Below are 14,685 nucleotides of genomic sequence, written 5' to 3' on the forward strand. Positions count from 1 at the left end.
TCCTAAGCAGGAATATCTTCTTCCAAACTGTCTTTACCTTTGGTTCTTCTCCAAAAGTCCTTGATCAGAGGATAAATAAAGCTCACTATTGCGATTCCTAAAAATACTGCAGATATTGGCCTTGTAAACAAAACGGTAAGATCTCCACTTGATTCGATAATTGTCCTTCGTAGATTTGACTCAATGATAGGTCCCAGAATAATCCCAAGAATGAGCGGCGGAAGTGGATAATTGAATTTCTCAAGTAAGTAACCAATTATCCCAAAGACTAGTGCTACCCAGACATCGAATAGGTTATTGGATAGAGAGTAGCTGCCAATGAAACATAGAGTTACAACAATAGGCAGTAATATATTCTTTGGAACATCGACTATTTTCCCTACAAACCTGACAGCAAATAGTCCGATTAACAGCATGAATATATTCGCAATAATTAATGTAATGAACAAGCTATAAACCAGCGGACCATTATTTTGGAACAATAATGGACCAGGGGTTACACCTTGAATCAATAGTCCCCCTAGGATAACAGCTGTTACCACATCACCAGGAATACCAAGTGTTAGAAGCGGGATAAGAGCTCCACCGGTTACCGCATTGTTTGAGGTTTCCGTAGCAATAACTCCTTCAGGAATCCCTGTTCCATATTCCTTGCGTCTTTCAGGCTTAGCAAAACGCTTAGATTCGTTATAACTTAAAAATGTTGCAATGGATGTCCCGGTACCAGGGATGATTCCTATAAAAGTGCCGATAGCAGATGCACGAAGGAATTCTTTCCAATATGAGAACGTTTCTCTTAGCGAAATACGCTCACGCTGATATTTAATTTTTTTCTTAATCCCTTCGGTAGCTTTTTCCTCAATCTCCCTGATAACCTGTGATACAGCGAAAAGACCAATTAAAGCAGGAATGAAGGAAACTCCGCTAGTCAAGTTCACACTACCGAAAGTAAACCGGGCTACACCACCAATCGGATCCATTCCGACCGTTGCGATCATAAGGCCTACAGCAGCTACCATCAAGCCCTTCACAACGTTTTTACCTGATATTGTACCGACAATACTTAAGCCAAAGACTGCCAGGGCGAAAAACTCAGCAGGACCAAACTTCAATCCAAAAGCTGCGAGTTGTGGCGCGATCAGTATTAGAACGATGCAGCTTATGATGCCGCCAACAAATGAACCCATAGTTGCATAATTTAGCGCCTTCCCAGCTTGTCCCTTAGCCGCCATCGGATACCCGTCTAAAAGGGTAGCTGCAGCTGAAGGCGTTCCCGGTGTTCGAATCAGGATAGCCGTAATGGATCCTCCATACATTCCCCCAATATAAATACCAAGCAGCATGCTTATAGCAGGGACCTGAGGCAAACTGAACGTATAAGGAATCAATAAGGCTATCCCCATGGTTGCCGTTAGACCTGGAATCGCACTAAATACAACTCCCAGGAAAACACCAGCAAACACTAGAACCAAAGTTTGCACTTCGAATACTTGTGCCAGCACTTGTTCCATTCAACCTACCTCCTTTCTTGTTAGATATGAACATTGAGAAGTATCTCAAAGAGCAGAAAAATCGTACCGACAGATACGGCTGAAACTGAGAACAGCAGCTTATAGCTCTTTACTCCAAGCAATAGCATCAGAGAGAAAATCAATAAAAATGTTCCAATTTTATAGTCAATATAATAGAGACTCAAAACGTAAAAGATCATGATGGCAATCATTGCTATAAATCGGCCTAGCTGAAAATCGGAGTTGTCACTCGAGGCCTTCGATTTTGAAAAAAACAAAAGTAAAAGCTGCAGAACATTAAAGAATATGATCGTATATAAAATCAGCTTTGGATAGAATCCAGGTCCCAACTCTTGTGTAGCATTTGGCTCCGGTAATTGATTCACCATATAGAGCATGAAAAAGCTTACAATTAGAAAGATTATATTGACAATTCCTTCTGTTTTCATCAAAGTCACCTCCACGTCGAATCCATTTTTAGCAGTTCAACAATCAAACAGTATAGAAGTGCTGTTCTTTCTGCCAGCGAGTCAATCCACAAAAACTCTTCAGGAGAATGTGCACCTCCACCATAAGCTCCTAGACCATCAAGGACGGGAACTCCTGTCTCAGCCGCATAGTTTCCATCACTCCCACCGCCGACCATTGCTTCATCAATAGAAAAGCCAAGAATTTCCGCTTTCCTTTGTACTATTTGAAGAAGTTGATCAGTAATTTCCGTTTTTATAAGAGGAGGCCGATAAACAGAACCCGAAACATTGAGTTTAGTACGTGAATTTCGGGATTTTAGTTGGCCAAAGGCCTGCTGGATCCTTCGGACTTCACTTGATTCTGAGACCCGTACATCAATTTCAGCTCTAGCAAATTCAGGTACTACATTGAATAAGTTACCGCCCTTTATTTCACCAGTATTAATGGTTGTTCCCTTTGAATGGTCCGCTAGGGTGACAATATTGGTGATTTGAAAGGCCAGTTCTTCTATTGCATTAGCTCCATCCTGCGGATTAAGCCCTGCGTGCGCAGAGATTCCCTGGACTTCAATCGTATATTTCCCTCCGCCTTTTCTTGATGTTTTTACAGCTCCGGCATCGGTTGCTGGCTCAAGTACCAGGACTACTCTGCTTTTTTCTGCTTCCTTTTTCACTACATCCCTGCCAGCAGGGCTGCCAATCTCTTCATCTGATGTTAATAGCCAAACGATTTGGTAATCTTTTAGATTTATATCTTGCATGAGTTCAAAAAGATGATAAACCATGACATAGCTTGCCTTAATATCAATGACTCCCGGACCTTTAACCTTATTGCCTTCTATTTGAAATGGCATTTTCTTGATGGTTCCTTTGGGATATACGGTATCTAGATGACTTAGCAATAAGATTTGCTTTTCGCCGGTACCAAGCTGAATTCGCAGATGATTTCCATAATGCTCTTCTTTCAAGCTTTGTGCTGTGATTGGATATTTCGAGAATATCTTTATAAGATGAGCGCCTAATTCATCAATACCAATTTTGTTATGGGAGAATGACTCTATCTCGACAAACTCTTGCAACAAGCTTAAGGATTCTTTTTGTTTTTCTTTTAGACGTTTTAAAAGATCTAACATCCAATTCTCCTCTATATATTTTATGAGGTAACAAGATAAGCAGCCTGCTTGCCTTCCAGCACGTCTATTACATTTTTGGCAGTCAACATTCCAACTTCTCTTAATGCCTCTTCAGTATATCCAGCCATATGAGGAGTTGCGATGAAATTCGGCAGCTCTACCAGTGGTGAATCCAGCAATGGTTCTGTTTCAAATACATCCATTGCCGCACCTTTTATTAATCCTGTCTTGAGAGCTTGATACAAGGCATTCTCATCTATGATTCCCCCGCGTGCGGTATTAACCAGGAAAGCGTTTCTCTTCATGTAAGAAAGTTCTTTCTCCCCAATCATTGCCTTTGTCCCTTGGTTTAAATCTGTATGAATAGTTATAAAGTCAGACTGCTTCAGCAATTCATGAATAGTCACATATTTCCCAACGCCTTGCTTTTCAAGCTGATTATCCTGGTAGACATCATAACAGAGCACCTTCATATTAAAACCCTGCGCACGATGGATGACTTCCTTTCCGATCCTTCCAGTGCCAATAACACCAAGAGTCTTTTGAAATATTTCATTGCCTACAACACGAGGCCACTTTTTCTCTTTTACTTCTTGAGCAGAAAAAGGAATCTGCCGGGCAATTGAAAGGAATAAACCAAATACCATATCCGCTACAGCATGCTTGTTAGCACCAGGGGCATTAGCCACAAGAATTCCTCTCTTTGCTGCCTCATTAAGATCAATATTGTCCACTCCTGCCCCATGTTTAGCAATGACCTTTAATTTTGTCGCATATTTTAAGACTTCTTGGGTAATATTTTCTACTCCTACAACTAAGGCATCAGCATCTGAAAGAGCATTTGCGAATTCCTCTTCATTTGAAGTAATATCTTTTGGCAGAATCTGAACCTGGCATCCCTTTGATTGGAGCAGGTCAATCGGATCCTTTGAATACAATCCAAATGTAGGGGATGAAGATACGACTTTAAACAATATTACTACCTCCCTGGTCGGCTTTAGGCAAAAGTCTAGCGGAAAAATTATAAGCACGTTCGAAATAGTGATAACTGATTAGACTTTCGCGCTCCCACTGTTATCCCATGAACCTACCACCATTGACGTCAAGTACAGCACCAGTCATATAGCGTGAGTCATCAGAAGCAAGAAAAACAGCGGCGTTAGCGATATCTTCCTTTTCACCCAGATATTTTAACGGGATTTCCGATAAAGTTTGTTTCCTTTGTTCCTCTGAATTTTCTTCATAAAATAAGTGATGCATTCGTTCTCCACTTATGATTAATCCAGGGGCTATGACGTTGACATTGATTCCAAACTCCCCTACTTCTTTTGCCAGCCTCCTTGAAAAGTTGATGACTCCTCCTTTGGCTGCTGCATAAGCTACACCTGTAATTAAACTGGCTGTTCTTCCACCAATGGACGACATATTGATGATTTTCCCACCGCCGCGTTCTTTCGTGTACTTGACAAAAGCCTGTGAGGTCAGGAAAGTACCCTTTAAATTCACACCGAGCACCTTATCCCAGTGCTCTTCTTCGATTTCCTCAAGAACACGAGGGGTGTGCAGGCTTCCTCCTGCATTATTTACCAAAACATCAATTTTGCCGAATGCATCAATAATTTGAGCAAACATCCCGGTGACGTCAGCCTTATTGGAGACATCGCCAACAACGTAACCAACTTCGTATTCCTCTTCCAATTTTGATGCTGATTCCTTCACTAGCGTTTCATTCACGTCGTTCAGGATGATTTTCGCCCCTTCTTCCGCTAGATGAATAGCAATCTGCAATCCTAGTCCACCAGCAGAACCAGTTACTAGGGCTACTTTGCCGTCTAGTTTCCCCATGTAATCACCTCTTCCAGCCTGTTATAGAGACCATTGCACCTTCTGACTCTTTAATATTGATAGATGGTATTTATTAAACCTGGACAAAAACGGTTCCCTCTTCCTCGAGAACATCAAAGGTTTTAACACGAACATTTTCCGGATCAAACAGTGAGCACCCAGTTTTAATGTCAAATTCCCAATTGTGCCAAGGACACTTTAACACTTCTCCTACTTTTTCCAAGTTGTACTCACCAGGTTCTGATGCCAAACAAGTTCCGTCAAGCGAGCCATCTGAAAGGGCAGGTCCTTTATGCGGGCAAACATTTCGCAGTGCGTATACTTCTCCATTTTGTGACCGAATGACAACAATGGATTTCCTATCAACTGTAAAGGCTTTCATTTGTCCTGTCTTTAATTCCTCTGCTTTACAAACGGTATATTTCAAAGAGGCTCCCTCCTTTTAAAATGAATCGTCAAAACTACAGCTTATATAACTCCCTAGCATTTTCATAAAGGATTTTATTTTTCAAGTCATCAGAAATTTTAGGAGGCAATGTGCGTTTTGGGGCATCGAAATCCCAATGCGGATAATCAGTTGAGAACATCAGCATTTTATCCGTCCCCATCATGTCAATGATATCTAGGAAATGCTTGGCAGAAATATCATGCCATGGCTGGGTACTGAATCTCATGTTATCCCGGAAATAATCGCTTGGCATCCGCTTGACCCAAGGTGTTTCCTGTCTGAGTCCCTTATAAGCTGCATCCATCCTATTCATCATGAATGGAACCCATTCAAACCCTCCCTCAATAAGGGCAACCTTCAAATCTGGATATTTATCAAAAACTCCATTTGTAATAAGGCTGATGACTTGTGTCATATAGGCTTGAGGATGTGCGGCACGCCAGGCAACATAGTACCTGAGAAAATCTCCGCCCTGGAAATTAATATCTGCTGACAAATGCATACCAATTGCCAGCCCATGGCGATTAGCAGCTTCAAAGATTGGATGATAGTAAGGATCTCCCCAGGCAAAGTTCCCGATGGACAACATGACCTGTACCATTTGCGGATGCGAGCCGACTCGCTCAATTTCACGGACAGCTGCTGTCGGATCAGCCGGAATTGTTATTGAACCCAGTAATCGTTTATCCTTGTTCAGCCATTGTTCAATCGTATAGTCATTGTAAGCAGATGCTCTCGCTGCTGCAAACTCAAACCAGCCTGTGGCAACCGTCGCTTCATGAAACCATCCTCCAAGAACAGCATAGGTAATTTCGTGGTCATCCAACAGTTGCTTTTTTAATAGGTCAAAATCGGATCCTGGCGGTTTTTTATTTTCACCGAATGAATCTCCTCTATATTTCGTACCGCTGCGCACTTGGTGGAAAGGAGTAGTTTTAATCGGCTTCCAATTGTATTCTGTGATATAACGCTTCCAATGATCTGATAAATAGGGAACCAAATCCTGTACAGATACTATATCATGATGGACGTCTGTATCAATGACTTTAAACTTAGTCTCTTTTTTTGTGTTTTGCTGAGACAATACTGTATCATTCATTGTCATTCTCTTCCTCCTTGCAAAAGTTTTCTTAGACTCTATACGTTAAGCCCTTCAACTCCGAGATTCTTAGCTAGTTCATTTAAGTTATGGAAGGTTTGCTCCTCCATTGGAACTCCAGCCTCCAAATTTTTCTTCTCCTTCAAAAACTCTATTTCACCGGGCAGGTATATTTGGTCCGTCCCAGCTGCTTTTTTCGAGTTTTTAATGTAAGAAACGAGTTGTTTTATCCCGCTATAGTAAATCTCTAAAGGCACCAGCTGTTTGATATCTATTGTCAGCATGAAATGCGAAATAGATTGTTTCTGATTCAAATCGTACATTGAAGGAATCATTTTCGAAAAATGCCCGCCGGAAAGAACTCCAGTTAAAATCTCTGCCATAAGTGCTAAACCAAAGCCTTTTGGCCCGCCAACAGGTGAAAGGAAACCACCATTTATGACATCATCCGGATCAGTAGTAGGTAAGCCCTTGGCATCTACACCCCAGTCTTCAGGGATTGACTGATTCTTTTCTTTTGCAAATAACACTTTACCAAAGGCCGTATTACTTAACGCCATATCCAAAACGATAGGATCTCCCTCAGTAGATGGTGCTGCAATGGAAATCGGGTTGTTTCCGATAACCTTTTCTGCTCCCCCAATCGCAGGCATTAGCGGTGAAACATTACTGATGACAATCCCAATTTTGTCTTTCTTAGCCGCCATTAAAGAATAATAAGCCGTAATTCCAAAATGGTTGCTATTTTTTACAGCTACTAATCCAATCCCCGATTCTTCTGCCTTCTCAATCGACTTTTCCATGGCTTTGTATGCAACAACCTGCCCAGCTCCATAATTGCCGTCCAGAAGAGCCAGTACAGGGTTTTCCTGCTCTACGTTTATATCAACCTTATTAGTAATCATCCCTTTTTGGATTCGCTCTATATAGATGGGGAGCCTTAAAAAACCATGGCTATGTATCTCTCTTAAATCTGCTTCTAGTAAAACTTCAGTAATGATTTCTGCCTCTTCTTGAGGTACATCCACTTTCATCAATAATTGATTGGAAAAATGCCTGATTTTATCTGGACTGATATTCATTTTGATCCCCTTTGTTAAAAGATTTCTTTATGCTGTATGAGGCTCCTCTGCCTGAAGGCCGGCTTGTTTTGATCCATCTACAACTTTATTTCTTAATTTTCCAATTCCTTCAATCTCAAGTACTACTTCATCCTCAGGCTTAAGCGGTCCAACTCCAGATGGTGTACCAGTTATGATAATGTCACCTGGATTCAATGTCATAACTTCAGAAACTTTCACAATTAGCGATTCTATATCGTGGATTAAGTCATCAGTATTGGAATGCTGTCTTACTTCTCCATTTACCGTTAATTTAATTTCAACATTATTTGGATTTAATTCTGTTTCAATAACGGGACCTAGTGGTTTAAATGTGGCAAATGACTTAGCTCTCGTAAATTGTCCATCCTTTTTCTGAAGATTGCGGTCAGAAACATCATTGCAGGCAGTATAACCGAACACATAATCCAGAGCTTCTTCTTTTTTAACACCCTTTGCCTGTTTGCCGATTACAACAGCCAGTTCGGCCTCATAGTCAATTCGGTGGTCAAGATTAGGCAGAACAATTTCTTCTCCATCCGGTACGATAGCCGTTGGAGAAACCATAAATATCATTGGTTCATCAGGAATTGCTTTTCCGCTTTCTTCCGCATGGAGTGCATAATTCAGGCCAATGGCAATAACTTGACCTGGATTAACTGGTGGAAGCAGTTTCACGTCCGAGAGCTGGAATACCTCACCTGTAAACTTTGCTGATTCATTCAGAAAGTCTGAATCTAGTTGTCTAATACTTTCTCCCTCTAAAACTCCAAATAAATTCTGACCATTTTTAACAAAACGTAAATACTTCATTAAACCTTCCTCCTTAAGAAGTAAATCATCTACTGTGGTTTGGGATAAGACTATTGATCTTGTCATAGTAATCTCTTTGATTGCGTCTGAGGATTTCTCTTCCAGCCCTTGTCTTATGCTTAATCATATAGCTTTCGGCAAGAATACTATCTTTCTCCAACAATGCATTGTAAATCAACTCATGCTCTTCAACTGACGCCTGAATGTGTTCGTCATTCCCTTTGAATAACGATGGGTAGCGTTTCGTGTTTGCCCAAAGGTCGTCAATCGTTCGGATCAATAGCTGGTTATTGCAAGCAGAGTAAATCTTATTGTGGAACTTAACATTCAAGGATTCATATTCGCTGTAGTTCTTCTCTCCGAATGCCACAACTGAATCGTCTAAAATCTCCCTCAACTCCACTAAGTGGTCTTCCTTCAAACCTTCTACTGCCAAGCGGGTTGCAAGCCCTTCCAATTCTACCCGCAATTCAAAAATCTCCTGAATATCCTTAGACGATAACGTGCTGACAACCGCACCAACATGAGGTTTAAACTCGATCAACTTATCAGAATCCAATTGACTAATCGCTTCCCTAACTGGAATTTCACTACTTTCGAATCTAATAGCTAGACGGCTGATAACAAGCTTTTCACCAAATTCGTATTGACCATTAAGTATTTCTTCTTTAAGCGTTTGATAAATCATTTCTTTTTTTGTTCTGTACATACGAGACTCGCCGCTCCTTAAAATTCAAATCATATATGATATATGATATATGATACATATTAATATATATTCAGTCAACCGTGAATATTTAGAATATTATTGAAAATATAAAAGAAACATGGCAGTGGGCCAATTGCATAATATAGTATAGGGCCGGTAAAATGGTGGAAATTCTAAAGTTATGCATAAATAAAAATATATTGGAGTAAGAACTAAAAATTAAAAGGCATGATGAGCTAGTAAACACCGCTCATCATGCCTTCTTTCGTGAAAAACTTCCGATTGTCACCTTTGGGACATAGGGTCTCATGTCTTATTCCTGTATCTCATTAAACAGAGGAACTTTTAATTATAAAAAGAGAATAATGTTTGGCAAAAAAATCAACAGTCAAATTAGTGGCTGTAGCTTTGATCTATCAAACTCTTCCATTGTGAAAGTTATTTCTTCTACGGTATTAAACAATGGATTGTTATGAGTATAGACATACTTCGCCCTTCATCATCAATCTTAGTTGAAGGCCTTAAATTAAAAAGCTTTAACTCTTTACCAAGAATCTGCTTGCCTCAGCAATTTCATGGTTGGTTTCGTATAGTTATAAAACCATCAATACTAGGACAACCTAACCGTCAGCAAAACTATGACATCCACAAAGACCCAGGAATCGTCCATTTTATTAGAAATCTCGTAAGACGAAAGAAGCAAAAGGTACGTCCCCACGCTTCACCATGCAGTCATTCCTAACTTATTTGTTATAATAGAAAACTGATTATTACGGGTTCTGATCACTTATTAAAACTTTAGGATATGTAGATAATAATCTGTCAGGAGGGAAATAATGAGGAATTTTTCTGGAATACATAAGCTTTTTCTATTATTATGCCTTATGGTATTTAGTACCATGGTAAGTGTTTTACCTGTATTTGCTGATGATTTCGGTCCTTCAGAATGGAGCCAATACAGATTGAATCCTGAGAACAATCCAGTTTACCACAGTGAGTTCGATTCTATATTAAAAGATATTATTAATACCGGTGATGAAATTCGTTCAACTCCAGTTGTTATCGGAAATAATGTTTTCATAGGAAATCATAATTCTGGAGACATATACTCTTATAATTTAATTAATAAAAAAATGAATTGGCAAACAAAAGCACCCAATTGGATTCATTCTGAAATTATATATGTAAACAATCAATTATTTGTTGGTTTCGGAAATCGTTTCTATCAAAAAGATGGCACGAGGGGTACAGGAAAAAGTGGGCTGATGAGTCTGGATCCTCAATCAGGAGAGATTTTATGGACTTTTAAAACTAAAGGCGAAGTTATGCCAACTCCTGCGTATTATGATGGTACTGTTTATATAACTACAGGGGATAAGCATTTATATGCTGTTGACCCCAAAAGCGGTACGGAAAAATGGAAATTAAAAATAGGTCATGTAGTTAGCATGTCTTCACCCAACATAAAGGATGGAATATTATATGTTGGCGGTGGTCTTCCCTATCCATACAGTTTCTTTGGGATTGATTTAACTACTAAGCAAATATTATGGGAGACTGAATTTAATAATGTATATGCTGGCTTAGATGACGTACCTCCGGTGATTTTTGAAAATTTAGTGATAACAACAGCTTTAGAACGAACTGATAAAATATTAAGTGTAAGAGAAGTATATGAGAGAAAAGGAATAATCCAAGCCTATAAACAAATGATTAAACTTGCAATAGGAGACTTAATTAACAAACCTCCTTTGTCACTACCGAATCATGTAATGTATGCTATGGATATTAAATCTGGAGAAGTTATTTGGAAAGAAAGTCTTGGTATTGGTCCTATGGTTTCCAATAACAAATCTGGTGCACCTATTGTATATGAGGGAAAAATATTCGTTGGGAGCCCAATTAACGAGACTTTTTATTCCTATGATGCTAAAAAGGGAAAAAAGCTATGGGCCTATAAAAGTAATGTAAACAAGGTACCACCAGTAGCAGATAAAGGTGTAGTATATTTTACAGATACCAAAGGTCTGGTTTATGCTTTTAATGTGGAAAATGGTGAGTTATTAGGAAAGAAATATTTAGGCGGAAAGCTGTCTCCCTCTGGACCTGTCCTTATGAATGACCACTTAATTGTGGGGAGCCAAAATTCAAATGTCTATGTTTTACCTACTAATGATATCATTGGTGAAAATGATAGTAGTCCTGAACATCCTAATGTCAACGACAAGACAACGGAAAGTATATATTTATTTATCTTTTTAGTATATATAGTTCCAATCATAGCTCTCATAATCTTCTTGGGAGTAACCATCTTTGCTATTAAAAAACTTAGAAAATAACTAGAAGAAAAAACACCAAGTTGTTCTGTTAACACTGAACAACTTGGTGTTTTTCAACTTTTGTAATTCTTAACTGCTTTTAGCTTAAACTGAGCATTATAGGAGATTGATCTTTCAGAAGCGCTAAAAGTAATTTAATCTAAAAATAATCATTGTAAACTTTGGCCTTTAATCAAACACAAAACTCCTCCGCATTACAAAAGTAATGAAGGAGTTCTTTTTTGGTAAAAAGCTTGGCGACAGCTGGAGTAGTAAATTAAATTAACTAGCTAGTATACATAGACACTCCTCTTCTATTCCATAAAATATGATAACTTATATTAAATATAATAATTATGGAAATTTTGTAGAAAAATGGCGAATTTATGTTTAACATAGGTATTAAGTACTGCGGAGGGTTTTTCACTATAAGTAAAGGAGGAGAGAATTTCATATTTTAGGAAGGATTTCCGCGTTTATTCCTTGATTTAAGGCTGGGCGTAATACCATCCTTTTTTCATCAGGCCTATAAGGAATCTGACAAATGATATTTTTCAACACTTTTACTAGCAACATTTTTAAAGACGTGTGGAAAGTAACAAACTGCTTACCTACTGTTTATTAAAGTATTTACATAGAATTTGAGGGGGAACAAAGTTGAACAGGATATTTTTCTTATTTTTAGCATTATTAGCATTGTCCATATTCCCAACAGATGCATCTGCTCAGGAATTGGATCGTATTGCTGGGGACAATCGTTATGAAACGAGCTTGGAATTTTCAAAGCGTATTCCAGCTAATAGACTGGATTATGTAATTGTTACAAGCGGTAATAACTTTCCCGATTCTTTGGCGGGAGGAGTATTAAGCAGTACTTTAAACGGAAATGTTATTTTAGTAGATGATAGTAAAGTAAGTAAGGTCATTACCGAAGCTGAACGGGTGTTGAAGAGTAACGGAAAAGTCCTGATCCTTGGTGGAGAGATGGCTGTTTCAAAAAATGTAGAAAATGCACTAAAGAAACATTTTATTGTAGAACGTATCGGTGGTGTTAATCGAGTTGATACTTCGATAAAAATCGCAGATCGTGTAAACACAAATCCATCTGAAATCATCATAGTGAGTGGTAATAACTTCGCAGATGCGCTATCAATCGTGCCATATGCAGCTTTACAGTTTATTCCCATTCTATTAAATACAGATTCAAATGATTTGAATCAAGAAATAAAAGACTACATAGAAGCACATTCTACTTCAAAAGTAACCATTATTGGTGGTGAAGCTGCGGTACCAAATCAAGCACAAAAGTATATAGAAAATAGAGATATTGTCGTGGAGAGGGTAGCGGGCAGCAGTCGTTATGACACATCTTTAGCAATAGCAAATACCTACTTCCCTGGTGCCAAAAAAACAGGAATAGCAAGTGGTATCAATTTTCCAGATGCACTTAGTGGAAGTGGACTAGCATTAAGACAATCTATGCCTATCATATTAACTCATCCTGTTAATAGTAATAACACTGTACTTAACTATATGAAAAAGATGGATAGTTTATATGTGTTTGGAGGAGAGGCAGCTTTACCAAATAAGGCGGTAGGCCGTTATACTGTGTTAGACATTCCGTTTAATGCCAGAACGGAACTAACTTATTTTCATAAAGACCTTGGAAATTTGACAATGGTTTTTGACCCGAAGTTTGCCAAAGATAAACCTACTCTAGAAGGTAGAGGAATCAAGACTATAGGAGTCAAAGGAAATGGAGTAGCAAAGAGCTATTATGAATTAGATGATAAAGTAATAAGGCATGAAGTTTTTATTACTCTTGAAGGGACCTTAGAAAAAGGGGATTTTGGAGTAGGAACGGATGCCCGAATAAGTGCAAGCAGAAAAAGGGAAATAAAAACTGATGGTAGATTAACTCATATAGATAATGCTATAATGGATATGCAAAACCTTTATTGGGATATAGTATACCTACAGAAAACGAACCGAAATGGTACGACTGTTTATACGGGTACGATCAATAACCACCCGGATTTTATTTTAAATTAGAATTTATCCCAATAGGGTGAACCCTATTGGGATTTTATGTGTTACGCTAATTATTTCCCATACATATGCATAAACCAATGTAGAGACTAAAATGTCGCTTGCTGAGCAGTTATTGTTGTTTTGCTCTAACGCTGGTCCTACTCCACATCATCTGTCAGATCAAAAAATTTCATCTGGAATTGAAATCCTTCAAATCTTTTAATTAGCTCGCCTAATTGTCTCTTCAGGCACAGTCTCTAGCATAACTCCTATTTCTTTAGAAACTATTGTTAAAACAGCTGTCACAAAGTCGCTCCTTCCCCTCATCAATTAATATAATTGAAGCCTTTCTAACCAGACAACGATCACATTTATTCATTTGCCTCTCTCACACTTAGAACATTTCAAAATACAGGACATATAAACTAACAATACTCGGACAACCTGACTGTCAGCAATCTAATTCGACATTCAAAGAGACCCAGGAATCCCTCTTATTCTCAAAAGATTCGTAACACGTAAGAAGCAAAAGGTACGTCCCCATGCTTCTACAGTGGGAGGAATTCACGCATGAATTTTTCTAACCCTTCTGAATCATAATATCCTGGGGAACCTGCGACAGGCTGTCCTTGATCTATCAGGATGGTATATGGGGTTGTGTTCACTTGGAATTTTTTCGCTAAGTCTGGAAATTGTTCTATTGGAATGTTAACAAATATCATGTCTGGAACACGTTTTTTCATTTCTGGCTGATTCTGAATCATATTGTAAGATGGCTGGGTATTTGCGAAACAGGAATTATCAAAGAAAGTCATGGTTAAATACCTTGTATTCGCTGCTAACATATTAAGGTCTTCCATATTCCTTATTTTATAGATATTTCCTTGTTTCAAAATCTCCTGGTGCCTTTGTTCAATAGATATAGCCTGCGGGCTTTCCTGTTTTTGAACATCGATCTTTTTCTGCTCTTCTTCAATATTCTCTGCCACTTCTTCAGCCTCCGTCACCGCTTCTGCAACAGGTTCCTTATGAACCGGTATCACTTCAGCTTTAACTGATTGGTCTTCCTTCTTATTCAACTCATTTTGCTCTTCATTCCTAAACAATACCAGGCTTAAGCCTATAAATATAATTGGTATGAGTAATAAAAGGCTTTTTTTCATCTTTTTTCCCTTCCTAATTATTATCTTTCTTTTAAAGGGTCTCCG

General features: G+C 38.6%; 15 protein-coding genes. 2 read left to right on the plus strand and 13 right to left on the minus strand.

What is annotated here, in order from left to right; all coding sequences use genetic code 11:
• Window positions 1–2: 2 nt before the first annotated feature.
• The 10 genes from CD004_RS20470 to CD004_RS20515 form a co-directional block, all read right to left on the minus strand.
• Window positions 3–1,511 (minus strand): tripartite tricarboxylate transporter permease, encoded by a 1,509-nt coding sequence (locus CD004_RS20470; protein WP_102264447.1) that lies wholly within the window; start codon window positions 1,509–1,511, stop codon window positions 3–5.
• Between the two features lie 20 nt (window positions 1,512–1,531).
• Entirely contained in the window at window positions 1,532–1,960 is a 429-nt protein-coding gene (locus tag CD004_RS20475; RefSeq protein WP_102264448.1) for a tripartite tricarboxylate transporter TctB family protein, read from the minus strand.
• A gap of 5 nt (window positions 1,961–1,965) precedes the next feature.
• Entirely contained in the window at window positions 1,966–3,114 is a 1,149-nt protein-coding gene (locus tag CD004_RS20480; protein WP_102264449.1) for a M20 family metallopeptidase, read from the minus strand.
• A 20-nt stretch (window positions 3,115–3,134) separates the two neighbouring features.
• Window positions 3,135–4,088, minus strand: coding sequence for a phosphoglycerate dehydrogenase (locus CD004_RS20485; RefSeq protein WP_102264450.1), 954 nt, complete (start codon window positions 4,086–4,088; stop codon window positions 3,135–3,137).
• Between the two features lie 100 nt (window positions 4,089–4,188).
• Window positions 4,189–4,959, minus strand: a complete 771-nt coding sequence (locus tag CD004_RS20490) for an SDR family NAD(P)-dependent oxidoreductase (protein ID WP_102264451.1) — start codon at window positions 4,957–4,959, stop codon at window positions 4,189–4,191.
• Between the two features lie 73 nt (window positions 4,960–5,032).
• Window positions 5,033–5,386 (minus strand): Rieske (2Fe-2S) protein, encoded by a 354-nt coding sequence (locus tag CD004_RS20495; RefSeq protein ID WP_102264452.1) that lies wholly within the window; start codon window positions 5,384–5,386, stop codon window positions 5,033–5,035.
• Window positions 5,387–5,420: 34 nt separating this feature from the next.
• A complete protein-coding gene (locus CD004_RS20500) occupies window positions 5,421–6,512 on the minus strand; it encodes an amidohydrolase family protein (RefSeq protein WP_102264453.1) in 1,092 nt (363 codons plus the stop codon).
• Window positions 6,513–6,544: 32 nt separating this feature from the next.
• Window positions 6,545–7,588, minus strand: a complete 1,044-nt coding sequence (locus CD004_RS20505) for an Ldh family oxidoreductase (protein WP_102264454.1) — start codon at window positions 7,586–7,588, stop codon at window positions 6,545–6,547.
• A 27-nt stretch (window positions 7,589–7,615) separates the two neighbouring features.
• A complete protein-coding gene (locus CD004_RS20510) occupies window positions 7,616–8,419 on the minus strand; it encodes a fumarylacetoacetate hydrolase family protein (RefSeq protein ID WP_102264455.1) in 804 nt (267 codons plus the stop codon).
• Window positions 8,420–8,444: 25 nt separating this feature from the next.
• Window positions 8,445–9,128 carry a GntR family transcriptional regulator gene (locus tag CD004_RS20515; protein ID WP_102264456.1) on the minus strand — a complete coding sequence of 228 codons (684 nt, stop codon included), beginning with the start codon at window positions 9,126–9,128 and terminating at the stop codon, window positions 8,445–8,447.
• Between the two features lie 836 nt (window positions 9,129–9,964).
• Here CD004_RS20515 and CD004_RS20520 point away from each other — a divergent pair.
• Together CD004_RS20520 and CD004_RS20525 are read left to right on the plus strand one after the other, a co-directional pair.
• Entirely contained in the window at window positions 9,965–11,467 is a 1,503-nt protein-coding gene (locus CD004_RS20520) for an outer membrane protein assembly factor BamB family protein (protein WP_233434898.1), read from the plus strand.
• A 636-nt stretch (window positions 11,468–12,103) separates the two neighbouring features.
• On the plus strand, window positions 12,104–13,498 hold the full coding sequence (locus tag CD004_RS20525; RefSeq protein WP_102264457.1) for a cell wall-binding repeat-containing protein: 1,395 nt from the start codon (window positions 12,104–12,106) through the stop codon (window positions 13,496–13,498).
• Between the two features lie 137 nt (window positions 13,499–13,635).
• Here CD004_RS20525 and CD004_RS24695 read toward each other — a convergent pair whose 3' ends face one another.
• From CD004_RS24695 to CD004_RS20530, 3 genes are all read right to left on the minus strand, one after another.
• Window positions 13,636–13,731 (minus strand): DUF7713 domain-containing protein, encoded by a 96-nt coding sequence (locus CD004_RS24695; protein WP_456152440.1) that lies wholly within the window; start codon window positions 13,729–13,731, stop codon window positions 13,636–13,638.
• A gap of 23 nt (window positions 13,732–13,754) precedes the next feature.
• Window positions 13,755–13,856, minus strand: coding sequence for a DUF7685 domain-containing protein (locus CD004_RS24700; RefSeq protein ID WP_456152437.1), 102 nt, complete (start codon window positions 13,854–13,856; stop codon window positions 13,755–13,757).
• A 169-nt stretch (window positions 13,857–14,025) separates the two neighbouring features.
• Complete coding sequence (locus CD004_RS20530; protein ID WP_102264458.1) at window positions 14,026–14,640, minus strand: thioredoxin family protein; 615 nt, start codon at window positions 14,638–14,640, stop codon at window positions 14,026–14,028.
• Window positions 14,641–14,685 lie beyond the last annotated feature (45 nt).

Source organism: Mesobacillus jeotgali, assembly GCF_002874535.1.
Classification (GTDB): domain Bacteria; phylum Bacillota; class Bacilli; order Bacillales; family Cytobacillaceae; genus Mesobacillus; species Mesobacillus jeotgali.